At 63.8% G+C, this 23,987-nt stretch carries 23 protein-coding genes; 10 read left to right on the top strand and 13 right to left on the bottom strand.

The genetic code is table 11. The features are described 5' to 3' along the window. The 5 genes from MHX63_RS09060 to MHX63_RS09040 form a co-directional block, all read right to left on the bottom strand. Complete coding sequence (locus MHX63_RS09060; protein ID WP_239388282.1) at positions 1 to 1,260, bottom strand: sulfate adenylyltransferase subunit 1; 1,260 nt, start codon at positions 1,258 to 1,260, stop codon at positions 1 to 3. Next, positions 1,260 to 2,174 (bottom strand): sulfate adenylyltransferase subunit CysD, encoded by a 915-nt coding sequence (gene cysD, locus MHX63_RS09055; protein ID WP_035004792.1) that lies wholly within the window; start codon positions 2,172 to 2,174, stop codon positions 1,260 to 1,262. The genes MHX63_RS09060 and cysD overlap by 1 nt, the downstream gene beginning before the upstream one ends. Beyond that, positions 2,171 to 2,971, bottom strand: coding sequence for a phosphoadenylyl-sulfate reductase (locus tag MHX63_RS09050; RefSeq protein ID WP_239388280.1), 801 nt, complete (start codon positions 2,969 to 2,971; stop codon positions 2,171 to 2,173). The genes cysD and MHX63_RS09050 overlap by 4 nt, the downstream gene beginning before the upstream one ends. A 244-nt stretch (positions 2,972 to 3,215) precedes the next feature. Then, positions 3,216 to 3,425 (bottom strand): hypothetical protein, encoded by a 210-nt coding sequence (locus MHX63_RS09045; RefSeq protein ID WP_005296957.1) that lies wholly within the window; start codon positions 3,423 to 3,425, stop codon positions 3,216 to 3,218. Positions 3,426 to 3,428: 3 nt separating this feature from the next. After that, positions 3,429 to 5,144 carry a nitrite/sulfite reductase gene (locus MHX63_RS09040; RefSeq protein ID WP_239388278.1) on the bottom strand — a complete coding sequence of 572 codons (1,716 nt, stop codon included), beginning with the start codon at positions 5,142 to 5,144 and terminating at the stop codon, positions 3,429 to 3,431. Positions 5,145 to 5,501: 357 nt separating this feature from the next. On the opposite strand from MHX63_RS09040, the gene MHX63_RS09035 reads away from it, so the two are divergent. Further along, positions 5,502 to 6,923 carry an FAD-dependent oxidoreductase gene (locus MHX63_RS09035; RefSeq protein WP_239388276.1) on the top strand — a complete coding sequence of 474 codons (1,422 nt, stop codon included), beginning with the start codon at positions 5,502 to 5,504 and terminating at the stop codon, positions 6,921 to 6,923. A gap of 3 nt (positions 6,924 to 6,926) precedes the next feature. Next, positions 6,927 to 7,475, top strand: coding sequence for a GNAT family N-acetyltransferase (locus MHX63_RS09030; RefSeq protein WP_370644184.1), 549 nt, complete (start codon positions 6,927 to 6,929; stop codon positions 7,473 to 7,475). Here MHX63_RS09030 and MHX63_RS09025 read toward each other — a convergent pair. Both MHX63_RS09025 and purT read right to left on the bottom strand, forming a co-directional pair. Next, positions 7,472 to 8,401, bottom strand: coding sequence for a rhodanese-related sulfurtransferase (locus tag MHX63_RS09025; protein ID WP_239388274.1), 930 nt, complete (start codon positions 8,399 to 8,401; stop codon positions 7,472 to 7,474). The genes MHX63_RS09030 and MHX63_RS09025 overlap by 4 nt on opposite strands. 16 nt (positions 8,402 to 8,417) lie before the next feature. Next, the gene (gene purT, locus MHX63_RS09020) at positions 8,418 to 9,653 is read right to left on the bottom strand and encodes a formate-dependent phosphoribosylglycinamide formyltransferase (RefSeq protein WP_239388272.1); all 1,236 of its coding nucleotides are present in this window, start codon (positions 9,651 to 9,653) and stop codon (positions 8,418 to 8,420) included. Positions 9,654 to 9,747: 94 nt separating this feature from the next. Between purT and MHX63_RS09015 the strand changes: the two genes are divergently transcribed. Next, positions 9,748 to 10,182: a Rieske (2Fe-2S) protein gene (locus MHX63_RS09015; protein WP_239388270.1), complete on the top strand. Its 435-nt coding sequence runs from the start codon at positions 9,748 to 9,750 to the stop codon at positions 10,180 to 10,182. A gap of 19 nt (positions 10,183 to 10,201) precedes the next feature. Here MHX63_RS09015 and MHX63_RS09010 read toward each other — a convergent pair whose 3' ends face one another. From MHX63_RS09010 to MHX63_RS09000, 3 genes are all read right to left on the bottom strand, one after another. Beyond that, positions 10,202 to 11,398 carry an ATP-binding cassette domain-containing protein gene (locus MHX63_RS09010; RefSeq protein WP_239388268.1) on the bottom strand — a complete coding sequence of 399 codons (1,197 nt, stop codon included), beginning with the start codon at positions 11,396 to 11,398 and terminating at the stop codon, positions 10,202 to 10,204. Positions 11,399 to 11,479: 81 nt separating this feature from the next. Beyond that, positions 11,480 to 12,160, bottom strand: coding sequence for an energy-coupling factor transporter transmembrane protein EcfT (locus MHX63_RS09005; protein ID WP_239388266.1), 681 nt, complete (start codon positions 12,158 to 12,160; stop codon positions 11,480 to 11,482). After that, the gene (locus MHX63_RS09000) at positions 12,157 to 12,963 is read right to left on the bottom strand and encodes an ECF transporter S component (RefSeq protein WP_239388264.1); all 807 of its coding nucleotides are present in this window, start codon (positions 12,961 to 12,963) and stop codon (positions 12,157 to 12,159) included. The genes MHX63_RS09005 and MHX63_RS09000 overlap by 4 nt, the downstream gene beginning before the upstream one ends. Before the next feature lie 446 nt (positions 12,964 to 13,409). Here MHX63_RS09000 and metE point away from each other — a divergent pair, with 446 nt between their 5' ends. Next, a complete protein-coding gene (gene metE / locus MHX63_RS08995) occupies positions 13,410 to 15,728 on the top strand; it encodes a 5-methyltetrahydropteroyltriglutamate--homocysteine S-methyltransferase (protein ID WP_239388262.1) in 2,319 nt (772 codons plus the stop codon). 6 nt (positions 15,729 to 15,734) lie between these two features. On the opposite strand, the gene MHX63_RS08990 is transcribed toward metE, so the two are convergent. Next, positions 15,735 to 16,835, bottom strand: a complete 1,101-nt coding sequence (locus MHX63_RS08990; RefSeq protein WP_370644183.1) for a nucleoside hydrolase — start codon at positions 16,833 to 16,835, stop codon at positions 15,735 to 15,737. A 43-nt stretch (positions 16,836 to 16,878) separates the two neighbouring features. Between MHX63_RS08990 and MHX63_RS08985 the strand changes: the two genes are divergently transcribed. Then, a complete protein-coding gene (locus MHX63_RS08985) occupies positions 16,879 to 17,589 on the top strand; it encodes a TetR/AcrR family transcriptional regulator (protein ID WP_239388258.1) in 711 nt (236 codons plus the stop codon). A 33-nt stretch (positions 17,590 to 17,622) separates the two neighbouring features. Here MHX63_RS08985 and MHX63_RS08980 read toward each other — a convergent pair whose 3' ends face one another. Further along, on the bottom strand, positions 17,623 to 18,432 hold the full coding sequence (locus MHX63_RS08980) for a histidine phosphatase family protein (RefSeq protein WP_239388256.1): 810 nt from the start codon (positions 18,430 to 18,432) through the stop codon (positions 17,623 to 17,625). A gap of 171 nt (positions 18,433 to 18,603) precedes the next feature. Here MHX63_RS08980 and MHX63_RS08975 point away from each other — a divergent pair, with 171 nt between their 5' ends. The 3 genes from MHX63_RS08975 to MHX63_RS08965 are packed head-to-tail and all read left to right on the top strand — an operon-like array spanning position 18,604 to position 21,827. Continuing rightward, a complete protein-coding gene (locus MHX63_RS08975) occupies positions 18,604 to 19,476 on the top strand; it encodes an SDR family oxidoreductase (protein WP_239388254.1) in 873 nt (290 codons plus the stop codon). A 7-nt stretch (positions 19,477 to 19,483) separates the two neighbouring features. Next, complete coding sequence (locus MHX63_RS08970; protein ID WP_239388252.1) at positions 19,484 to 20,737, top strand: acyl-CoA dehydrogenase family protein; 1,254 nt, start codon at positions 19,484 to 19,486, stop codon at positions 20,735 to 20,737. Next, entirely contained in the window at positions 20,727 to 21,827 is a 1,101-nt protein-coding gene (locus tag MHX63_RS08965; protein ID WP_239388250.1) for a phosphotransferase family protein, read from the top strand. The genes MHX63_RS08970 and MHX63_RS08965 overlap by 11 nt, the downstream gene beginning before the upstream one ends. Here the strand turns inward: MHX63_RS08965 and MHX63_RS08960 are convergent. Next, a complete protein-coding gene (locus MHX63_RS08960; RefSeq protein WP_005296999.1) occupies positions 21,824 to 22,255 on the bottom strand; it encodes a pyridoxamine 5'-phosphate oxidase family protein in 432 nt (143 codons plus the stop codon). The genes MHX63_RS08965 and MHX63_RS08960 overlap by 4 nt on opposite strands. 212 nt (positions 22,256 to 22,467) lie before the next feature. Here MHX63_RS08960 and nrdI point away from each other — a divergent pair, with 212 nt between their 5' ends. Together nrdI and nrdF are read left to right on the top strand one after the other, a co-directional pair. Then, entirely contained in the window at positions 22,468 to 22,911 is a 444-nt protein-coding gene (gene nrdI / locus MHX63_RS08955) for a class Ib ribonucleoside-diphosphate reductase assembly flavoprotein NrdI (RefSeq protein ID WP_239388248.1), read from the top strand. Positions 22,912 to 22,969: 58 nt separating this feature from the next. Beyond that, positions 22,970 to 23,986: a class 1b ribonucleoside-diphosphate reductase subunit beta gene (gene nrdF, locus MHX63_RS08950; RefSeq protein ID WP_239388246.1), complete on the top strand. Its 1,017-nt coding sequence runs from the start codon at positions 22,970 to 22,972 to the stop codon at positions 23,984 to 23,986. The last annotated feature ends 1 nt before the right edge of the window (position 23,987 follow it).

Below are 23,987 nucleotides of genomic sequence, written 5' to 3'. Positions count from 1 at the left end.
CTAGTTCACCAGACCTGCGGACAGGGTGTCGCCACTACCGGGGTTAATCAGCAGCAGCGAACCAACGCGGCCGCCACGGCGATAGGTTTCAACGGGCAGCGGCTCGGCCACCGTCACGCGCACCTCCGCGATGTCGTTGAGGGCCAGCTCATCGGCGTTTCCGTGAGCGATCTCCTCCTCGCTGCGGTTGCGGCCGGAGATGTCCACCCGGCGGATGACCTCGTCCACGCGGCCACGCACCAGCGCGGTGCCGTAGCGCACCAGCACATTGCTGCGCAGGCGCACCGGGGACTCGGACAGGTGGAAGACCGTCGCGGTGAAGGACTGCTGCGGCTCCGGCAGGTCCGGGGCGGCGATGATGTCCCCGCGGGACAGGTCGATGTCGCGGTCCAGGCGCAGGGAGACTGACTCGCCGCGGGTGGCGGTCTGCTGCTCCCCTGCCGGACCGTCGATCCCCTCGATGATCGCCTCACGGCCATCGGCCAGCACCTTATCGCCGACGGACACCTTGCCCGCGGTGAGGCGACCTGCGTAGCCGCGGTAGTCGGTGGCGTGATCGCGGATGACGATCTGGATCGGGAAACGCAGTCCGCGCTCCACATCGGCGCTGTTCTTCGCCGGCTCGGTGGTCTCCAAAATCTCCAGCACGGACGGACCCGTGTACCAGGGGGTGTTCTGGCTGCGCTCGACGACATTGTCGCCCAGCAGCGCGGAGGTCGGGATCACGTCGACGTGCGCCAGGCCCAGCTCGGAGACCAGCGCGTCCACGTCGGACTTCACGTCGTTGAAGACCTGCTCGCTGAAATCGACCGCGTCGATCTTGTTGACGGCCACGATCACGTGGGAGATCTTCATCATCGCCGCCACGGTCAGGTGGCGACGGGTCTGCTCGATCACGCCGTTGCGGGCGTCAACCAGAACAATGACAAGCTCCGAGGTGGACAGGCCCGTGACGGTGTTGCGCGTGTACTGCACGTGCCCCGGGGTGTCGGCCAGGATGAAGCTGCGCTTGTCAGTGGCGAAGTAGCGGTAGGCCACGTCAATGGTGATGCCCTGCTCGCGCTCGGCGCGCAGGCCATCAACCAGCAGCGACAGGTCCGGGTTCTCCAGGCCCTTGGCGGTGGAGACGCGCTCTACGGACTCGTACTGGTCGGCCAGGATGGACTTCGTATCGTGCAGCAGGCGACCCACAAAGGTGGACTTGCCGTCGTCGACGGAGCCGGCGGTGCACAGGCGGAGGGTCGGCAGGTTGGTGGACATCAGAAGTAACCTTCCTTCTTGCGATCCTCCATGGAGGACTCACTGAGCTTGTCGTCGGCACGGGTGGCGCCGCGCTCGGTGGTGGTGGACTGGCGGATTTCGTCGATCACGTCCTCGATGGTCGTGGCGGTGGAAAGGACGGCGCCGGTGCAGCTCATGTCGCCGACGGTGCGGTAGCGCACGGTCTTCTCGACCAGCTCCTCGCCTTCCTTCGGGCCACCCCACTCGCCCGGGGTTAGCCACATGCCGTTGCGGTTGAAGACCTCGCGCTGGTGGGAGTAGTAAATCGCCGGGACCTCGACGTTGCGGTCGCGGATGTAGTCCCACACGTCGGCCTCGGTCCAGTTGGAGATCGGGAACACGCGGATGTTCTCGCCCACTTGGTGGCGGCCGTTGTACAGCCCCCACAACTCGGGGCGTTGGCGGCGCGGATTCCAGCCGCCGAAGCTATCGCGCACGGAGAACACACGCTCCTTGGCGCGAGCCTTCTCCTCGTCGCGGCGGGCGCCGCCCAGCACCGCGTCGTAACCGCGATTCTGGATGGTCTCCACCAGCGGCACGGTCTGCAGCGGGTTGCGGGTGCCGTCCGGGCGTTCCTGGATAGCACCGCTGTCGATCCAGTCCTGGACGGCAGCGACGTGCAGGGTCACCTTCGGATCCGCGGCGATCTTGTCGCGGAACTCGATGACCTCCGGGAAGTTGTGGCCGGTATCCACGTGCACCAGCTCGAAGGGAACCGGTGCGGGGTGGAAGGCGCGCTTCGCTAGCTCCAGGACCACGACGGAATCCTTGCCGCCGGAAAACAGCAGCGCGGGGCGGTCGAACTGGCCTGCTACTTCGCGCAGGATCTCGATTGCTTCCGCCTCGAGGCTCGCCAGGTGCGGCGAGAGGGCGGTGGTGTTTTCATTGCTCATGTGTGAAGTCCGCATTCTGTCTTGTTGGAGTCGGCCCAGCGGCCGGATCGGGGGTCCTGTCCTTCGGCAACCGGCAGGGTGCAGGTTTCGCAGCCGATCGACGGGTAGCCCTGCTTGGTCAGGGGATTGATGATCAGGTCGTGGTCGGCGATGTATGCCTCCACGTCCTCGTCGCTCCAGGCGACGATAGGGTTGATCTTCAGCCGGCCGGTGCGGTCCACATCCAGCACCGGGGTGTTAGCACGCAGGGCGTTATCCACGCGGCGCACGCCGGTGATCCAGGCATTGAAGGGGTTCAGCATCCGTGCCAGTGGCTCGACCTTGCGCATGCGGCAGCAGGCGGTGTTGTCGCGGGCGTACAGGCGCGGGCCGTAGACCTTGTCCTGCTCCTCGCGGCTGAGCACCGGGGTGATGTTCTCCAGCGGCAGGTTGTAGCGCTGTTGGACCTTGTCGCGGGTCTCGAGCGTTTCGGCGAAGTGGTAGCCGGTATCCAGGAACACCAGCTCTGCGCGATCTTCCGCCAGGCGGCCTTCTGCCAGTTCAGCCAGGACGGTGTCCTGCATGGACATGGTCACGGCGATCTTGCCGGGCACGTGCTCGGCCACCCAGTCCATGATTTCTTCGGCGCTGGCGCCCTCTAACTTGTCGTTCCACTCTGCGACGAGCTGCTCGTTGGTTGCTCGTTCCTCGTCGCTCAGCGGCGTGGTCTTGGTTGGCGCGCCCTGCGGACTCTCGGCGGGGTCTCGGAAGTCATCCGAATTCCCGCCGAGCAGGCCGGTCGCATCTACCAGGCTCATGAGCTCCTCTTCTCGGGGTTGATGGTTGGTTTGTCGAAGTGTGCTTCTCAAGAACTCGAGGGAACTCTTGGCTATTCCCTAGACAGACCGATCGGTCTGTTATGGCTTTCACCACAATAGACCAATCTGTCCATTCCTACAACCGGGTTCAAGATTCTTTGTGACGCCCCACCACCGCGAACTGCACAAAAGCCACGAATGACCCCTTAAGAGGTGGGGCGAGGTAGCGTCAATAGAAGGTCAGTTACAACAGCTGTCCGTGGAACTTGACGGAGAAAACCCGCATACACTCCCGGCACTGCCAGGCGTTGTCGGTCTCCGCGTCCGGGAACAGGTTCTGGGACATGCAGTAGGGACAGTTGTTCACCGTCGCACGACGGGCATTCGGGTGGCCCACACGGCCGCCGACCTGCTCGTTCACGCTCGGCAGAGAGTCTTTATCCGGAACACTCATCAGCTACACCAACAGCTCATCGTCGGCGCGGACAACCCAATCGCGGAACTCCTCGCCCTCGGCGCGGTGGGACTTGAAGTTCTCCACCACGCGCACCACATAGTCGCCCAGATCCTTGGAGTAGACCTGGTTGCCGCGCACCTTCCTGCCGAAGTGCGGCTCCAGGCCGATTGTTCCGCCGAGGTGCACCTGAAAGCCCTCCACGCGCTCCCCCTCGTCGGTGGTAAGGATCTTGCCGGACAGGCCAATATCCGCAACCTGGGTGCGAGCACAGGAGTTCGGGCAGCCGTTGAGACTGATCTTCAGCGGCACATCGAGGTCGCCTAGGCGATCCTCCAACTCGTCCACCAGGGCAATAGCGCGCTGCTTGGTGACGACGTGCGCGAGCTTGCAGAACTCCAGGCCAGTGCAGGAGATAATGTCGCGGCGGAAGGCCGAGGGCTTGGCGGACAGGCCGAGCTCCTCCAGGTCCGCGGCGAGGGCCTCTGCAGCCTCGCGCTCCAGATCCAGGAACAGAAGCTCCTTATCCGGGGTGGTGCGGATGTTGGTGGTGCCGTGCTTTTCCGCCAGGTCCGCCAGCTGCTGCAGCTGCTTGCCGTCAGTGTGGCCGACGGTGGGCTTAACGCCCAGGTAGAAGCGTCCATCCTTCTGCTCGTGCAAGCCGACGTGGTCGCGGTAGCCCGGGTACACCTCCGGCTCCGGACCGTCCAGCAGCGGGCGCTTGAGGTACTCGTTTTCCAAGACCTCACGGAATTTCTCTACGCCCCAGTCGGCCACCAGGAACTTCAAGCGGGCGCGGTTGCGCATACGGCGGTAGCCATAGTCGCGGAAGATGCGAACCACACCAGCCCAGACCTCCGGCACCTCGTCGATCGACACCCACACGCCCAGGCGCTGGGCGAGCATCGGGTTGGTGGACAGGCCACCACCGACCCAGACGTCGAAGCCGGGGCCGTGTTCCGGGTGCTCGGAGCCAATGAAGGCGAGGTCCTGGATCTCGTGGGTGACGTCCTGGCGGGCGTGGCCGGAGATCGCGGACTTAAACTTACGCGGCAGGTTGCCGAACTCGGGGTCCGGTAGCAATTCCTTCTTGATCTTCTCGATGGCCGGGCGGCCGTCGATGATTTCATCCTTGGCGATGCCCGCGACCGGGGAGCCGAGAATGACGCGCGGTACGTCGCCGCAGCCGAAGAAGGAATCCAGGCCGACCTTCGCCAGCTCGTCCCAGATGGTTGGGACGTCCTCGATGCGAATCCAGTGCAGCTGCACGTTCTGGCGGTCGGTGAAGTCGGCGGTGTTGCGCGCGTACTTCTCAGAGATCTCGCCGATAGTACGCAGACCAGCGGAGCTGACCACGCCGCCGTCCAGGCGGATGCGCATCATGAAGTAGTTGTCCTGCAGTTCCGCGTTGGTCAGGGTCGAGGTCTTTTCGCCGTCGAGCCCCTGCTTGCGCTGGGTGTACATACCGACCCACTTGAAGCGGGGAGCGAGGTCCTCCGCGGGGATCGAGTCGAAGCCCTCCTTGGAGTAAATGTCGCGGATGCGCTGCATCACGCTGATTCCGGGGTCTTCCTGCTTTACCCGCTCGTCGTCGTTGAGCGGCTCGCGGCCGTCCACAGCCCACTGCCCTTGGGGCTTGCGCTGCTTCTTGCGGCGCGGGCGCGCCGGCTTATTCTCAGCGTTTGGTCCGGTGGTACCGGTCGTCGTTCCGGTGGTCATGGTGCCTCAAATTCCATCTAGACTGATCTGTCTGTCTACATTGTCCGGTTCAGCCTAGATGGGATCCCAGACAAATTCAAGCGAAATGTTGATTTTTATAGACAGAGTTGTCTATAGTTCGGGGAGTTACCCGCGGTGACCCATTTAGTGACCCTGCGTGGATTTTCGCTACATTAGAATGTGTAAATTCATGAGCAGCTCGAACGCTTCATGCGGTTCACGCGGCGCGGCAACAAACGCACCGCGCGAGCTCGGAGCGCGAATCTAACGCGCGAGCTCGGCACCGCGGTTTACCCAATAACCGAAGTACAACCCGAAACCGAAGTACGAAACGAACAAGAAGGATTTGCACCTGACATGCCCGAGAATCGCCCACTTCGCATTGCAGTCATCGGCTCCGGCCCGGCAGGCATCTACGCCTCCGACGCGCTGACGAAGTCTGAGGCCGACGTCAGCGTCGACATTTACGAGCGCATGCCGGCCCCCTTCGGCCTGATCCGCTACGGCGTTGCCCCCGACCACCCACGCATTAAGGGCATCATCAAGTCCCTCCACAAGGTGATGGACAAGCCCGAGATCCGCCTATTCGGCAACATCAACGTCGGCAAGGACGTCACCGTTGACGAACTCAAGCAATTCTACGATGCGGTCATCTACGCCACCGGCGCTACCGACGACCGCCCGCTGAACATCCCCGGCGGCGAGCACACCATCGGCGCCGGCGAGTTCGTCGGCTTCTACGATGCCAACCCGTACTTCGAGGACAAGTGGGACCTGTCCGCAGATTCCGTCGCCGTGGTCGGCGTGGGCAACGTCGGCCTGGACGTCGCCCGCGTGCTGGCCAAGACTGGCGAGGAGCTGAAGGTCACTGAGATCCCCGACAATGTTTACGACTCCCTGAAGGAGAACCAGGCCAAGGAGATCCACGTCTTCGGCCGCCGTGGCCCGGCGCAGGCTAAGTTCACCCCGCTGGAGCTGAAGGAGCTCAACGATTCCGACACGATCGAGATCGTTATCGACCCAGAGGACATCCAGTACGACGAGGGTTCCGAGCAGGCCCGCCGCGCGTCCAAAATTCAGGACATGGTCTGCACCCGCCTGGAGCAGTACGCCATCGCCGACCCGAAGGGCGCTCCTCACAAGCTGTACATCCACTTCTTCGAGTCCCCGGTTGAGGTTAAGACCGACGCCGAAGGCCGCGTCACCGCATTCGTCACCGAACGAACCGAGCTCAATGGCGATGGCTCTGTCTCTGGCACCGGCAAGCTCACCGAGTGGCCGGTGGGCGCGGTTTACCGCGCCGTGGGCTACAAGTCCGATGAGCAGCCGGGCCTGCCGTGGGATGAGCGTCAGAACGTGCTGCCAAACGTCGGTGGTCGCGTGCTGACCGAGGGGCCGACCGCCGATGGCATCGCGGGAGTTCCGGGCTCCGCTGACCCGGCGGCCGAGAAGCGCGAGCGGTTGCCCGGTGTGTACACCACCGGCTGGGTCCGCCGTGGTCCGGTTGGCCTGATCGGCAACACGAAGGGCGACGCCAACGAAACCGTCGCCAACCTGCTGGAGGATGCTGCCAACGGCATCGGTTTTAACCCGGAGAAGCCGGACCTGGAGGCCGTCGAGGCTTTCCTCGAGGAGAAGGGCATTGCCCACACCACGTGGGAGGGCTGGTACAGCCTGGATAAGCACGAGCGCGAGCTCGGCGAGGCCGAGGGCCGCGAGCGCAAGAAGGTGCGCGAGTGGGACGAGATGCTGCACCACTCCCAGGGCAAGAACGTCTAGGCCATGGCAGCCATGGCTAATTTCGCCGAGTTCCCGGATGTTCACTTCACCGGGCGCGCGCTGCTAGCAATGCCCGCCCAGCAGCTGCACCCGCTGTACAAGCTGCGCGTGGACGTGTTCGTCCACGAGCAGCAAACCCCCTTTGCGGAGATCGATGACATCGACCCGCACCCGAACACCCACCACGTGCTGGCATACATTCACCCAGGCAGCGGCCCGGAGCATCCCTTCGGCCAGCCAGATCCGGGCTCTCCCCTGCGTCTGGTCGGCACGGCGCGCGTGTACGGCAAGCCGGAGGATCAGCACATCGGCCGTATGTGTGTGGCTAAGGATGTGCGCGGGCGTGGCATCGCCACCCAGATCATGGAGCAGGCTCTGGAGGTCTGCAAGGGTCGCGCCGCCGCGCTAGACCCGACCACCCAGGTCGCCCGCGTTTCCCTGAATGCTCAGACCCAGGCGCAGGACTTCTACGCGAAGTTCGGCTTCCAGCCGGTTGGTGAGCCTTTCGACGAGGAGGGCATCCCCCACGTCACCATGGAGCTGGAGCTCTAGCCCGCCATCTCCGCCGCGACCTCGGCGCACTCCTTGCGCCCGCACGTCGCGCTCTCCGGGTCCGCGGCGCATTCTTCGCACAGCAGGATCTGCTCGCGACACTGCTCGTTCACGCAGTTGTGGAAGTCGTTGGTCGCGTGCCCACATGCTCGGCAGCGGCCCAGGGTAGCGGCGTCATCACTAAATTCCATGTGCATGCGCCCGTCGAAAACATACAAGGAACCCTCCCAAAGCCCCTTGTCCCCGTACTTTTCGCCGTAGCGGACGATGCCGCCGTCGATCTGGTAAACCTCCTCGAACCCGCGGTTCTTCATCAGCGAGCTCAGGATTTCACAGCGGATGCCACCCGTGCAGTACGTGACAACCGGCTTGTCCTTGAGGTCGTTGTACTTGCCGGATTCGATCTCGCTGATGAAGTCGTGGGTGGTGCGCACATCCGGCACGATGGCGTTTTTGAACTTGCCGATCTCCGCCTCCATGGCGTTGCGCCCGTCGAAGAAGACGACCTCGTCGCCGCGCTCCTCCACCAGCTTGTTCACTTCCTCCGGCTTCAGGTGCACGCCGCCGCCAATCACACCGTTTTCGTCTACCTTCAGCTCGTCCGGAGCGCCGAAAGCCACGATTTCGTCGCGTACCTTCACCGACAGGCGCGGGAAGTCGTCGGCCGAGCCCGCGGACCACTTGAATTCCATCTTCTTGAACCCCGGGAATTCGCGGGTGCGGCGCACGTACTGCTTGCAGCTGGCCAGCGAGCCGCCGACGGTGCCGTTGATGCCGTGCTTGCTGATGAGGATGCGACCTTTAAGCTCCAGCTGTTCGCATAGCGCGCGCTGCCACAGCATCACCGCGGTCGGGTCGTCGATCGGGGTGAAGCAGTAGTACAGCAGGATTCGAGTTTCGTTGAGGTCGGTTGCGCTATGTCCCATACCTCGGATTTTAGGTCTACTGCCCGCCTTCTGCGAAAACCGTCGGCCGCACCTCGATGTACCCGGCGGCCTCTTCGGCGCGCTGCCGGGCCTGGTCGATGTTCTCGGCGGTGGCTACTGCCACTCCCATTCGTCGGCGCGCGAGTGCTCGGGGCTTGCCGAATAGGTAGATGTTGGTTTCTTCTACTGCCATTGCCTTATTGACGCCCACGTATTCAATATCGCCGTCGTGTTTATCCTCGCAGCGGATAACGGCGGAGGCTCCCGGAGAGATCAGCGTGGTATCGATCGGCAGCCCAAGGATGGCGCGTGCGTGCAGGTCGAATTCAGAGAATCGCTGGGTGCCGAGGGTGACCATGCCGGTATCGTGCGGGCGGGGGCTGACCTCGGAGAAGTAAACGTCGTCGCCCTTGACGAACAGTTCCACGCCGTACACTCCGCGGCCTCCCAGGGCGGTGGCGATGCGGGCGGCGATGCTGCGGGCGGTGTCCAGCGCATCCTCGGACATGTGCGCGGGCTGCCAGGATTCCACGTAGTCGCCGCGGTCTTGGCGGTGGCCGATGGGCTCGCAGAACCAGGTGGCTTCCCGGCCGGTGGCGGGGTCGATGGAGCGTACGGCCAGGATGGTGACTTCGTAGTCGAAGGGGATGTACTGTTCGACCATTACCCGCTGGGCGTTGGTGCGGGAGTGCTTCAGCGCCGCGTTCCAGGCGGCCTCTAGCTCGTCCACTCCCCCAACGTAGCTTTGGCCTGCGCCGGAGCTGCTCATGACGGGCTTGACCACGCACGGGTAGCCGATTTCCTCGGCGGCGCGGGCGAGTTCGTCGGCGGTGGAGGCGAAGCGGAAGGTGCTGTTCGGCAGGCCCAGCTTGTCGTGGGCAAAGGTGCGGATGCCTTCGCGGTTCATGGTCAGGCGATTGGCCAGGGCGGTCGGCACGACGGAGGCGACCTCGTTGGCCTCTAGTTCCTGCAGCACGTCAGCGGGGATGGTCTCCGAATCCGGGATGACGAAGTGCGGGCCGACTTCGCGAACCAGCTGGCGGATGGCGTCCTCGTCGTGGATGTCCAGCACGTGGGCCTTGTTGGCCACGAGGTGCGCGGGCGCGCCGGCGTAGCGGTCCGCAGCGTGCACATCTACGCCCAGGCGTTGCAGGGCGATGGCGAGCTCCCGCCCCAGCTCGCTGGCGCCGAGCAGGAGAACCTTGAGGGAGGAGGGAGTCAGTGGAGTGCCAATTGCCTCGGGAGTGTACATAGTCTTTCACCTTACTTATGCCCACATACTCACGCTGCCAGCCCCGCCGCACGCGAGCTTGTAGCCCGTGCGGCCTGATGGAATGATCGGCTTTATGAGTGAAATGCAGCCAAATCCCCAGCGTCACAGCTCCCTGCCCTGTTCCCGTCGCTCGTTCCTACGCGGCGTGGCCGTAGCCACCGCAGCCACCGCCTCCGGTGCCCTGCTGGCAGCCTGTGCCAGCGAGGAGGTTGTGGCGAAGGCCGATGCCGCGGATCTGGAGGTCGGCGGCGCGACTATTCTGGACGGCTGGGTGCTCTCCCGCCCCGGCGAGGACGAGTACAAGGCGTTTTCCACCTCTTGCCCGCACGCCGGCGGCACCATCGATTCCATTGAAAAGTCCGGGGACACTACAGTGGCGGTCTGCCCGAAGCACATGTCCAAGTTCGACGTCGCCACCGGCGATGTGCTGGAAGGCCCCTCCCGCGATCCGATGGTTCCGGCCAAGAAGGTCGAGCGCAATGGCGACTCGATTGAAATCACGGACTAGTTAGCCACGCCCGGCGGGATTAACCCGCCATATCAATCCGCAGGTCGCTGACCTGCGCCGCAAAGCGTGCGTCGTGGCAGGTCCACAGCACCGTCGGCGCGGTCTGCGTCTGCTGCGCGCCCGCGCCACCAGGCTCGCCCGGCGCGCCAGAGCCGCCCCGCCCGATCATCCGCGCATACTCGCCACCCGCGTAGCGGTGCATCAGCTCCGCCAGCTCGCGGTAGCCCAGCACGTCCAGCCCCACGGTCGGTTCGTCTAACATCACCAGATCCGCGCCGCGTACCATCGCCGCCGCGACCAGCACGATCCGCCGCTTCGCCGCGGGCACATCCAGCGGATGCGTACCCGCCCACTTGCCCAACCTGGCGAAGTCAATAGCCGCTGTGGCCAGCTCCTCGCCCGCCCCCACGGCCAGTTCCTCGGCCACGGTCCGGCAGGTCACCGCCTGATCCATTTGTGTGGGCGCCCAGCCCTTCAGCCCCTCCGCGCGCAGCGTGCCCCGATACTTCAACAACCCCAGCGCGCCGAGGAATAGGGTCGTCTTTCCGCACCCGTTCGGCCCGGCCAGGTGCACCACCCGGCCTGCGGGGATCTCCAGATTTATGGGGCCGACGCCACCCCGGCGGAAAACCACATCCCGCGCCAGCAAGGCGGTCGCCGTGCTCCCCTGCTCGGTGATCTCCGGAGTCACCGACTCCGCGGCAGGTTTCGGCGCGGGGGAATCGGTCAGGGTGCCGTCGGCTAGCAGGCGCTGGTGCGAGGGGGCGTCATCACTTAAGGGCGAACCCGCACGATCGTAAACGGTGACGGTCCCCGGAAAGTCCGCGATGGTGCGGCGCAGGGTGTCGACGGCGGTGGCGTCCAGGCCATCGAGGGGGCAGTCGAGCACCAGCGCTTCGGGACGGGCCAGCAGTGCGGCGGCGATGGCCACGCGGCGGGTCTGGCCGGTGGACAGGGTGGCGGGATTCTGCTCGGCCTGGTCCTCCAACCCCCACAGTCGCAGGGCGGCCTCCACGCGCTGCTGCATCTCGGCGCGCGGCACCCCGCGCTGCTCCATGGGGAACGCGAGCTCTTCGGCGACCGTGTTGCGCAGCAGGGAGATGTGCGCGCTGGCCTCGTTGCCAACCCACGCCGCGCCGGTCTTTTCTGCGTGCGCCCAGGCATGTTCGGATAGTCCGACGCCACTATCTCCCCAGATGAAGGTACTCAAAGGCATTGTTCGCGCAGGATCTTTCTGGTCGTTTGCTCGTGCTTGTGCTCGCTAGTGCTTCTGTTGGCTAGAGCCCCCTCAGCCCAGCTAGTGCACTGCCCACCAGCATCCCACCACCAGGGCGGCAATGGCCAGCAGGCGGACCGCCCAGTCCATAGCAGTATCCGGGATGGGGCGCAGTACGGTCCGCGGGCCGGGCTCGCCAATACCGGTGCGCTGTAGCGGGCGGGCGCGGGTGGCTGCATCGTCCACCATGCCGACAATCAGTGGCAGAATCATGCGACACTTCGCACCCAAGGTGGCAACGTCCACGCCGCGGGAGGCGCGGACCTGCTGGATTGTCAGCCAGCGGGCGCGGGCCAGCGGCAGCAGCCGAGCGGTCGCGCCGACGACGTACACCAGCTTGGCGGGCAGGCGCGGCTGTACGGTGCGCATCAGCTGGTCGAGGTTCACGAAGCTGCCGATGGTCAGGCCAATCGTGGTGGCGGCGAGGAAGCGGCTGCCCAGAGACAGGGCGATCTGCAGGCCGTCGCGGGTGATGATCCACCAGCCGGGCTCCTGGCCGAAGGGGGCGTACATCAGACCGAAGCCGATGAAGGCCGGTAGGCCTAAGAGGTTGGCTGCCAGGAAGGGACGACGGGGCGTCGAGAAGAAGAGGGCCACAAGGCCGCACAGACCCCACGCGACGGCACTCACGGCGAGGCTATCGGCGACGAGAACGAAGATCACCCCGCTGGCGGCGAGGGTGAAGTAGGTCAGTGGGTTCATACGGCATTGTCTGCTGTGGCGGTGTTATCAGCAGTAGTGTTGCCATCCTTGCCCGCCGGGGCGAAGGTGCGGAGCGTGCGCTGCGGCAGGGCGCGGATGACTAGGTAAATGATGGTGAACACGATCAGTTTATCGAGCGGGTCGGACGTCCAGGACTGCAGGAAGACGGCCGTCATCGGCTCGAAGCCCAACGTCCGGTAAGCAGTGACCAACAGCCCCGTGCCCGTGCCTGCAGTGCCGCCGAAAATGAAGGAGGCGATTGGCGCGGAGAGCAGGGCCGTCAGGAAGCCAATGAGCAACGCGGACAAGCCGATTCTCCAATACGCACCGCCCCACCACTTGCCCAGCAACCCGGCGCAAACGCCGACGAAAGCATAGGCAGCGGCGAAACCCACGACGGTGGGGTTGAACGTGCCCCACACCAGGGCGGACAGCACGCCGGTAACCAGGCCCGCCCACGGGCCGGCTAGGGCGCCGACCAGCACGGTGCCGGTGGAATCCAGGTACAGCGGCAGGGGCAGGCCCATGTTGCCGATGACGTGGCCGAGGATGACGTTAATGGCCAGGGCGACCGGCAGCAGGGCAAGGGTGCGCACGGGCAGGCGCGGGATCACGGCGATGAGCGCGAGGATGGCGGGGACGATGAAGCCAACCAGAGCGATTGTGGAACTCTTGGAGTCTGCGAGGGACTCGTAGTTGGAGTCGCTGGGCTGCCAGATGACGAGGGTCAGCCAGGTGACGACGATGATAATCGCGGCTAGACCGAGCAGTACATAACTGGCTTTTTGTGACAAGGGGCGCATGGGGTGAAACCTCAAATTTCGCTAGCTTTCAGGCCGGCCAGCGCGGGCTGGGCGCAACGTCTATGTCACCTCGACGTTCCACCCGCGCATCACCCCGCGTGGCCAGTGGTTTTGATGTTGGTTAAATGCTTACAGCTTGCGGACCCGATGCACAAATCGCAGGGCTTTCGGCGGGGTGATTCAGCGGTTTTGAGGCACGGAGGCGGGGGTTATGGAACCCCGAATTAAGTGACCTAGTTGACAGACTAAGCTGTCTATTCTTAAATAGTTGAGCAAGCGACCCACGCATCGGCGGAGGCTTTGCCCCGCCACTCGTGTGCGCCTTCTGGAGCCCCGGGAAAGGCGCACCCGCGCGGGAACCGCACTGGCAAGAATTCCATACAGCTTTACAGCTAGACACAGCCCCGCCCGGCGGGGCCAATAGGAAAAGGAAGACAGGAAAGACAATGACTTTCAACGCAACCGTCGCCGGGGTGCCGCGCATCGGACCCGACCGCGAGCTAAAGAAGGCTCTCGAGGGCTACTGGCGCGATAACTCCACCGGCCGCAACCTGGCTACCACCGCAACTCGCCTAGTCAACGACTACACCGACGAGCTGCTGGCCGCTGGCCTGGATTCCGCAGCCTTCTCTGGCCGCTCCTTCTACGACGCAGTGCTGGACACCACCGCCCTGCTGGGCCTGCTGCCCGAGCGCGTCGCCGACATCGCGGACCACGACAACGACGGCCTGCCGCGCTTCATCGACCGCTACTTCGCCGCCGCCCGCGGCACCAAGGAGCTGCCGGCCTCCGCAATGACGAAGTGGTTCGACACGAACTACCACTACATCGTCCCGGAGCTGGCCAAGGACTCCCGCGTGGAGCTGGACGATTCCGCGTTCCTCGAGGACATCCGCGACCAGGTCACCCGCGCAGGCGAGGCCGTTCGCCCGGTGCTGGTTGGCCCGCTGACGTACCTGGCGCTGTCTCGTACCGTCGATGGTTCTGATGCCTTCGCTCACCTCGAGGAAATTTTTGACGCCTACTCCCGCCTACTGACGCGCATCGCGAACCGCGGCGTGAAGTGGGTACAGTTCGACGAGCCGATCCTGGTCACCGACTTCGCTTACGCTGATGCGGCCGCCAACGAGGATCTGCTGAAGCGCACCCGCGCTGGCTACGAGAAGCTGGTTGAGGCTGCAGGCGCTGGCGATGAGGGCGTCAACCTCCTCATCCAGACCTACTTCGGCGACGGCAACGCAGCCATCGAGCTACTGGGCGGCTCCGGCGTGGCTGCCTTCGGCGTGGACCTGGTCACCGGCGGCGCCGCTGCTGCCGAGCTGCCCGCCTGGAACGGCAAGGAGCTGCTGGCCGCCGGTGTTGTGGATGGCCACAATGTCTGGCGCACCAACCTGGACGCAGCGTTGAAGACCCTGCAGGGTCTGAAGGAGCGCGGCCCGGTTGCTGTCTCCACAAGCTGCTCCCTGCTGCACGTGCCTTACTCCCTGCAGCGCGAGCAGAACCTGAACGCCGAGGTGCAGAAGTGGCTGGCCTTCGGTTCCGAGAAGATCCGCGAGGTCGCTGCCCTGTCCCGCACCCTGCGCGGCCAGCAGACCGAGGCCGACGAGCAGCTGTTCGCCGAGACCCGTGAGGCCATCGAGGACCGCAAGAACTCCACCCTGACCCACAACGCAGCCGTGCGCGAGCGCCAGGATGCCGTGACCGACGCCGACCGTCGCCGCGATTCCATCGAGGCCCGCCGCGAGGCACAGAAGGCAGAGCTGAACCTGCCGCCGCTGCCAACCACCACGATCGGCTCCTTCCCACAGACCACGGAGATCCGCCAGGCGCGCGCGAAGCACCGCAAGGGCGAGATCGACGACACAGCCTACACCCAGGCGATGAAGGACGAGGTCGCGGACGTTATCAAGCGCCAGGAAGAGCTGGGCTTGGACGTGCTGGTGCACGGCGAGCCGGAGCGTAACGACATGGTGCAGTACTTCTCTGAGCAGCTGGACGGCTACCTGTCCACCGAGCACGCTTGGGTGCAGTCCTACGGCTCCCGCTGCGTGCGCCCGCCGATCATCTTCGGTGACGTTTCCCGCCCGCACGCGATGACCGTCGACTGGTACAAGGTTGCTGCCGACCTGACCGACAAGCCGGTCAAGGGCATGCTGACCGGCCCGGTGACCATGCTGGCTTGGTCCTTCGTGCGTGACGATCAGCCGCTGGGCGAGACCGCCGACCAGGTTGCACTGGCTCTGCGCGACGAGATCGACGACCTGATCGCCGCTGGCGCTCGCGTGGTGCAGGTGGACGAGCCCGCTATCCGCGAGCTGCTGCCACTGCGCAAGGAGCAGCAGCCGGACTACCTGAAGTGGGCCGTGGGCTCCTTCCGCCTGGCTACCTCCGGCGCGGAGAACAAGGTGCAGATCCACACCCACATGTGCTACTCCGAGTTCAACGAGCTGATCGACACGGTCTCCAACCTGGACGCCGACGTGACCTCCATCGAGGCCGCCCGCAACGGCATGCAGGTTCTGGCTGCGCTGAAGGACGAGGGCTACGAGCTGGGCGTTGGCCCAGGCGTGTGGGACATCCACTCCCCACGCGTGCCGAAGCAGCAGGAGGTCGATGACCTGCTGACCGCCGCCCTGGATTCCGTGGATCCCTCCCTGCTGTGGGTTAACCCGGACTGTGGCCTGAAGACCCGCGGATGGGAAGAGACCACCGCCTCCCTGGAGATTCTGGTATCTGCCGCTAAGAAGGCTCGCGAGCGCGTCTAGTTTCATCTAGCGCCCGCAGACCACCCGCTCGAACTCCGCGAACACATCGGCCGGGTCCAGGGACTCGAGAATCCGGGCATTCGCCGCGCGATCCCAGTACGGACCGCGCGCCTCTGCTGCCCCACTGGTCGCAGCCCCTTCACCGGCGGGAACCTTCGCAACCCGGTCGGCCACGGTGGTGCCGCGCATGAGCGGAGAGTCGGCTTCGACGTCCACGGTGGCGTCATAAAAAGAATAAGGAACGCGCCGCAACATCACCATGGCCGCAGCGAGGTCGTGGATCTGTGCGCAATAGCCGACGCCGACCGACTGGTGGAATTCGAAGTAGAAGCGGAGGGCGTCACCGAGGAGGGCCGCCAGTTCTGGGCGCGTGGGGCGCAGCGCCTCCTGCCACCTGAGCAAACGGTCGGGATAAAGCAGGACTTGCTCGGTGACGTTAAGCGGGCAAATCGTCGACAGCGGGCGGGTGGGGGCGGGAGCAGCGAAGACCTCCTTCAACGCGTGGGGGTCGACCCAGGCATTCCACTCGGCCGTCGGCGTGGTGTTGCCGGGGTAGTTAAAGGCGCCGGTCATCATTGTGATTTCGGCTCCAGTCGCGCTACCCGCAGCCGCGCCACCGACTACCTCCACTGAGTGCCTCAGCGCCCAGACAAAGTTCGTAGCCGGGCCCGCAACCAGGATGTGCGAGGCCCCGCGCCACAACTCCACCGCTGCCCGCGCATCGCCCGCCGAGCCCGCATCGCCCGCATCGCCAGCTGCACCACCCCCATCCAGAGGCGAATAATAACCTAAACCTTTTTCTCCGTGCGTTTCCGGAGTCGTCGTCAATGGAACCTTCAACGGCGATCGCGCACCCGCCACAACGGGCACGTCCGCCGCTCCGGCCAGCCGCAGAACCTCTGCAGAATTCACAGCCGCCTGCCGTGCGGTCGTGTTTCCCGCGCTGGTCGTCACCACTAAATCAATCTCTCCGGCGGAATGCAGGCCAGCCAAGTAAATCAGCGCCAGACTGTCATCGATCCCTGTATCCACATCCGCCACAACGCGCGGCTTCTGCGCGCCCGTCGAAAATGAATTTTGAATCATAGAAGTCCGAAAATCTTTCATTATTGTTTAGTTAATAGGGTTTAAGTCTTATACAATGGGGGCCATGGCCCACGACTATGAAAGCTCGCGAGAAGCTTCAAATAATTACCCACGTGGCACCGCAGCTACTCACTCAAACGAATCACTCTCTCCCAAAGCTGCAGCCCGCCGCGCAGACATCCTAGATGCCGCCCGCAAGGTGTTCACCACCGATGGCTACCACCACACTAAGTTGACGAAGATCGCTGAGGTGGCCGGCTGTTCCGTCGGCACCCTGTACACGTACTTCGAGGACCGCCAAGACCTCCTCATGAACGTGCTAGCCAGCGTCGAGAAAGACCTAAACCCCACACTCGACGATAGCTTGCTCAGCATTGATGACGCCCGCGCTACGGTGATCCACAGCAACCGTGAATTCGTGCGCTTTTACGCGAACAACGCAGGAGCTATGAACCTGGTTGCACAGTCTTCCCAGTTCAGCCCGGAACTCGCAGAGCGTCAGTTGCAGATCGCTAAGCAGATGGTTGGCCGCAACCGCCGGATGCTGGAAGCGATGATTACAAAAAACATGATCCCGCCGCTGGAGGACGTGGAGTACACCGCTGCTGCCATTGCTGCGATGTTCACCCGCTTCTGCCATGCCACCTTTATTCAGGGCTTCTACGAGGTCACAGATGAAAACCGTGACGAGATCATAGAGCGCACGATCAAGACTCTGAGCCTCATGACTTTCCGCATGGTCGGCATGGAGGACACGAAACCCGGGGAGCTTTAAGGCAAACCCGGCGCCCCCTAGCCGGCGCCATCTCTAACGATAGCGGCGCAGCGGGCGGCTCCCCGATGCGTCCGGAATGTCCAGGTGCGCGTGTTCATTGAAGCTCAGCAGCTGAGCCTTACCCGCACTCCGAACGCTAAACACGCTCACCGAGGTGGTGAAGATGTTGTTGATCAGCCGCGTCCAGTCGGCGCCGATGAGCTCAGCCGCGCACATGGAGATCGGCCCGCCAGAGGTAACCACCACGACTGGTTGATCTCCCGTGGCAAGCGAGGTGGCGTCCGAAAAACCTTGCCTGACCTGTGCGGAGAAAGCGTCGAATGCTGGGGTGGAGCGCCACTCGCGTAGGGCGGCGTCGATGGCGCGGCCGAGCAGACGGTTGTGCTCCTTCATTCCTCGGGGGTTGTCGCGCGCGGCTTCGTAGGCCCGGCGGATCTCTGCGAGCTTGTCCGAGTGGGCGCGGAAGTAGGGAGCTAGCACATCGTCGGAGCTAAACTCGCGCCACTGCTCCACCATGCGGATGGCCTGCGGTTCCAGACCCGCGGCCTCCAGTTCCGCATGAACACCTTCGGCTGTGCTGAGCTGCCGACCGAGCGGGCCAGACAACACCACCGGCTGCGCTGCGCTCTCGCCTGCGGCGCTCTCCTGCGCTGCACCAGCGCGAGCTCCCCCGCCGCCCCCACCGATACGCGCGGCCAAGCTACGCCCGGTCGCCGCGGCTTGCTCGTGCCCGAGGGATGTCAGGCGGTCGTAGGTTTCCTCCATGGCGCCGTCTGCGACATCGCTGGTGTGCAGGCCTCCAGAGTTCGCCTGCCCATGGCGCACCAGGTACAAAATCCCCATTTTCTAGAACTCCAAACTTTTCTAAGACCTCAGGCCAGTGTCCCTCACTCACACCCGAATGTCTTTAGTTTTGCGATCCTTCACATATGCAGCCCGCCACCTGCATATGATGCGAGTCACAGCTCAAGCTCAATCCCAACTCCCGTACCGAACCCTGCAAAGGACCCCTGAATGAGTAAATACGACTACGCCGGGCTGACCGCCATCATCACCGGCGGTACCCGTGGCATCGGGCACGCCACCGCACTGCAGCTCGCAGCCAGTGGCGCGAACGTGGTCATCACCGGCCGCAAACCGGAGACCGTCGTCCCCGCCGCCGAAGAACTGCAGGCAGCCGCACAGAAACAAAACCCCAACGCTGGCCGTGTGATCGGCATCGCCGCCCACGTTGCAGACCCCGAGGCAGCGAAGAAGGCCTGCACCCAGGCGGTCAAGGAATTCGGCCGTCTCGATGTACTCATCAACAACGCGGGCACGAACCCCGCGTTCGGGCCCGTGCACAAGCAATCAGCGGAGATCATGGCGAAGGTCTTCCAGATCAACACCATCGGACCAGTCATCTGGACCAGCGCCGCCATCGAAGCAGGCCTCGGCAAGGCCGCCCGCAATGGCGGCCCCGCCGGTGCGGTCGTGAACGTCTCCAGCATCGGTGCCCTGTCCATGGAGGACTACATCGGCTTGTACAACGCCTCCAAGGCCGCCCTGCTGCACCTGACCAAGCAGATGGCCCGCGAACTCGCTCCACGCATCCGCGTAAACAGCATCTCCCCCGGCGTGGTCCGCACCAAGCTCTCGGAGGCGCTGTGGAAGGAGAACGAAGACTCCACCTCCACTCTGATCCCCGCTGGCCGTATCGGCGAGCCAGAGGACATCGCCGATGCCATCGCATTCCTGGCCGCACCCACCAGCTCCTGGCTCACCGGCGAGAACCTCGTGGTCGACGGCGGAATGCTCGTAGGCAACAAGACCATCGACGTGACCACCCCCGGAAATTCCAGCGCTAAGGATAAGCCCACTGACGGACAATCTGGCGTCGAAAGGTAAGAAAACAGTGGACTTCCAACACAGCGAACGGTCCTTGGAGTACCAAGGCAAGCTCACCGAATTCATGGACGAGTGCATCTACCCGGCCGAAGCCGTGTACGAGCAGCAAATGCGCGAATCCGGCGACCCGCACCACTTCCCCGCCATCCTCGACGAGCTAAAGGCCGAGGCGAAGAAGCGCGGCCTGTGGAACCTGTTCCACCCCCACCTCGGCGCTGGCGGGGCTGGTAGCGCTGGCGGTACAGGTGGGGATAGCAACCGCCCGGGCCTGACCAATGCCGAGTACGCGCCCCTGGCGGAGATCATGGGCCGGTCCATGCACCTCGCCCCCGAGGCCTGCAACTGCAACGCCCCGGACACCGGCAACATGGAGGTCTTCGAGCTCTACGGCACCGACGAACACCGGGAGAAGTACCTGGAACCCCTGCTCAGCGGCGAAATCCGCTCCGCGTTTGCCATGACGGAGCCGGGCGTGGCCTCCAGCGATGCCACCAACGTGCGCATGAGCATGGAGCGCACCGACGGCGGCTACGTGCTCAACGGCCGCAAGTGGTTCACCTCCAACGGCATGCACCCGCACCTGAAGGTGATGATCGTGATGGGCAAGACCAGCCCGGACGCGGAGATCCACCGCCAGCAATCCATGCTCGCCGTGCCCGCGGACGCACCCGGCGTGGCAATCGTGCGCAACCTGCCAGTATTCGGTTACCACGACCGCGAAGGCCACGCGGAGGTCCACTTCAAGGACGTCTTCGTGCCGGATAAGGACATCCTCGGCGGCGAGGGCATGGGCTTTAAGATCTCCCAGGACCGCCTGGGCCCGGGCCGCATCCACCACTGCATGCGCGCCATTGGAATGGCCGAGCGCGCCCTGGAGCTCATGTGCACCCGCGCCATGTCCCGCACTGCTTTCGGCAAGCCTTTGGCTAACCGCGACAACATCCGCGACCAGATCGCCCAGGCTCGCATCGACATCGAGCAGGCGCGCCTGCTGACCATGAAAGCAGCCTGGATGATGGACACGGTTGGAAACAAGGCCGCCCGCCAAGAGATCGCCGCCATCAAGGTGGCCGCCCCCGCGATGGCTCTGCGGATCGTTGACCAGGCTATTCAGGTACACGGCGGGGAGGGTGTCACCGACGACACTCCCCTGGCCGCCATGTGGGCGGGCCTGCGCACCCTGCGCCTAGCCGACGGCCCGGATGAGGTGCACCGTATGACCATCGCCCGAGCCGAATTGAGGAAGTACCGTGACCAGTAACTCTAACCCTTTTTCTGACGCCCACCTGGCCAGCTGGCTGCACGACGTAGCCGGACTGGGAGGCGGCGCGGACGGCATCTCCCTGCAGCGCATCGGCGCGGGGCAATCGAACCTGACGTACCTGGCCACAGATTCCCAGGGCAAGCGCGTGGTTGTGCGCCGTCCACCCCTGGGCACGCTGACCGCCAGCGCCCACGATGTGGTCCGCGAGGGCAAGATCATGGCCGCACTAGAAAACACGGATGTGCCGGTGCCAAAGATCTACGGCAGCTCGACGGACTGGGAGGAAAGCCACCGTGCAAGTCGCGGTGAAGCTCACGGCGAAGGCAGTAAGCAGGTGGCCGACGTGCCGGTGATCGCCATGTCCGCCATCGAAGGTGTGACCGTCAACTCCATGAAGGTTGCGGACAGCATTACGCCCGAGGTGCGCGGCAAGATCGCCGACGGACTGATCGACGCGATGGCGGCGATCCACAGCGTGGATCTGAAGTCTGTGGGTTTGGGCGACTTGGCGTCGCACAAACCCTACGCCCCACGGCAGCTACGGCGCTGGACGGGCCAGTGGGATAAGACGAAGACCCGCGAGCTGCCGGCGCTGGACGAACTGACGCAGCTGCTGGTGGCGAAGATTCCGGAGCAGGACGAGACCGTGCTGGTCCACGGCGACCTGCATATCGGCAACATCATTGCAGACCCGGATACCGGAAAGATCAACGCGGTGCTGGATTGGGAATTGACGACGCTTGGCGCCCCGCTGTCGGACATCGGCTCCCTGATGGCGTATTGGCCGGTCAAGAATGGCCTGCAGCTGCCTGGCTTCGAGGCCGCGCTGGCCGACGGATTCCCCACCCCGGAGGCGCTGGCGGAGCGATACCTGCAGAAGGCAGGTAAGAATTCCGATCGCGAACGCCAGGCGCTGGCCTACTGGCACGTGCTGGGCCTGTGGAAGGTCGCCATCATCGTGGAGGGCGTGGTGCGCCGCGTAATGAATAACCCCTCCAACCAGGCCATTTCCGGCGCCCCGACACAGGAGATGGTGGAGTGGATCGTTAACCAGGCGGCTATCACCGCCCGCGAATACGGTTTTTAGTCCACCATCAGGGACTCGTCATCGCTGGCCAACAACCGGCCAGCATTCTTGCCGAGCATGAGGGTGTAGATCTGCTCAATGTGGATCAGCACCGCCATCTTCGGTGGGTTGTGCCCCTTTTCCTCGGCGAACTTCACCGCCGCGTCCCACACCGGCCCTTCGTGAAACAGTTCTGCTGGACCGATAAACCGGTACCCGTCTAGCTCTGCCCAATCCACGACCGCCACAGCGGCCTTTGAACCGGCCCGTAGGTTTTCCAGGTGTTGCCGGCCGGTGTTTTCGTTATAGATCAGCGTCTCGTCATCCCACACGCGCAAGCTGCGTTTCGGACCGATGTCCGGCAGTAGCGTCTCGCCGTCGGTCACAGTCGCCAGGTACGGCAGCTGTGCATCGATCATGTCTTTCATTTCTTGGGTTAGCTTCGCCACGAGCTTTTTCCTTTCTTCTCTCTGGCGTATTCCGCACTACGCAGCCGCGTACGCGGTGTGAACTTGGATACACCAGGCACCCTACACAAAAGTTCAATATCTTGTTGTTGTAAAGTTCGTGTCATTGAACTTTTGGAAGCTAGTTTATGGATATTTACCCCAACGAACAACCAGCTCCAACTAGCAACAAGCTGTAAAGGACCTCTCCCCCAATGCAACCAATCGCGGTCTCGCAGTCGCGCATCGTTTACTTCTCCTCTGCCTCCGAAAACACCCGCCGATTCGTCGACAAGTTGGACATTCCCGCCCGCCGCATCCCCTTGCGGCGCAAGGAGCCGGAGCTCATCGTCGACGAGCCCTATGTGCTCATCACCCCAACCTATGGCGGAGGTGACCCACGGAAGGCGGTGCCCAGGCAAGTCATCACCTTCCTCAACAATTCACATAACCGCTCTCTCATCAGGGGTGTGATCACCAGCGGAAACAGGAATTTCGGTACGGCATACTGCTGCGCTGGACCAACAATCGCTGCCAAGTGCCAGGTGCCGGAGCTCTATCGCTTTGAATTGCTCGGCACGGCCCGCGATGTTGCCCGTGTTCGGGAAGGCATCCGGGAGTTCTGGGATCGGACTGGCGGGGAGATGTGGCGTCCATAAGACAGAGCAATAAGACACAAGCAGAATGACACGATCGAGAAGAATCAGAAAGGAAACAATGAGCTACCTCACGCGCTCCCAAACCCCACCCCAATGGCCGCACGACCCCGCCCGGCCGCTGCGGCCGGTGAATTGGAACCGGCTGGACGACCAGAAGGACCTGGAGATCTGGCAGCGGCTGACCAGCAACTTCTGGCTGCCAGAGAAAGTACCGCTGTCCAACGACCTGCCAGCCTGGAACGCACTGACGGACGCAGAACGCGAGCTGACCACCAAGGTATTCACCGGGCTCACGCTGCTGGATACTGTGCAGGCGACCGTTGGTGAGATCAGCCAGATCCCGGATGCCCGCACCGAACACGAACAAGCGGTCTACGCAAACATCGCCTTTATGCAGGCCGTTCACGCGCGCAGCTACAGCAGTGTGTTCAGCACGATGTGCAGCAGCGAGGAAATCAACGCCGCCTATACCTGGGCCATCGGTAACCCAGCCCTGCAGCGCCGAGCGACGGCAGTGATGCAGCACTACTACGGGGACGACCCACTCAAGCGGAAGGTCGCCGCCACGCTACTGTCCTCCCTGCTGCTATACGCCGGGTTCTACCTACCGCTGTGGTTTAGCTGCCGTGGCACGCTGATGAATACAGCCGACATGATCCGGTTGATCCTGCGTGACAAGGCCGTCCACGGGTACTACTCGGGATACAAATTCCAGCGAGGGCTAGAGGCCCACCCGGAGCGCTCGGCGGAGCTCGAGGAGTTCACATTCACACTAGTGGAGGAACTTCTGGAGTTAGAGAAGGAGTACTCCGGAGATCTGTACGGCGAAGCTTTAGCCGACGAGAAAACGCTGATCGACGGCGTGATGGCCTTCGTGCACTACAACGCGGATAAGGCGCTGATGAATCTGGGGTACCCACCGCAATACGAAGAAGAAGCGGCGAAAACGGAGCCGGAGATCATCGCCGCCCTGGCGCCGGATTCCAACGAAACACACGACTTCTTTAGCGGCTCCGGATCCTCCTACGTGATCGGGCGGGCGGAATCAACGGAGGAGGATGACTGGGATTTCTAGC

This window comes from Corynebacterium sp. ACRQK (assembly GCF_022345965.1).
Taxonomy (GTDB): Bacteria; Actinomycetota; Actinomycetes; order Mycobacteriales; family Mycobacteriaceae; genus Corynebacterium.
Note: the sequence above shows the minus strand (reverse complement) of the source record. Positions and strands in the feature narration are given on the sequence as shown.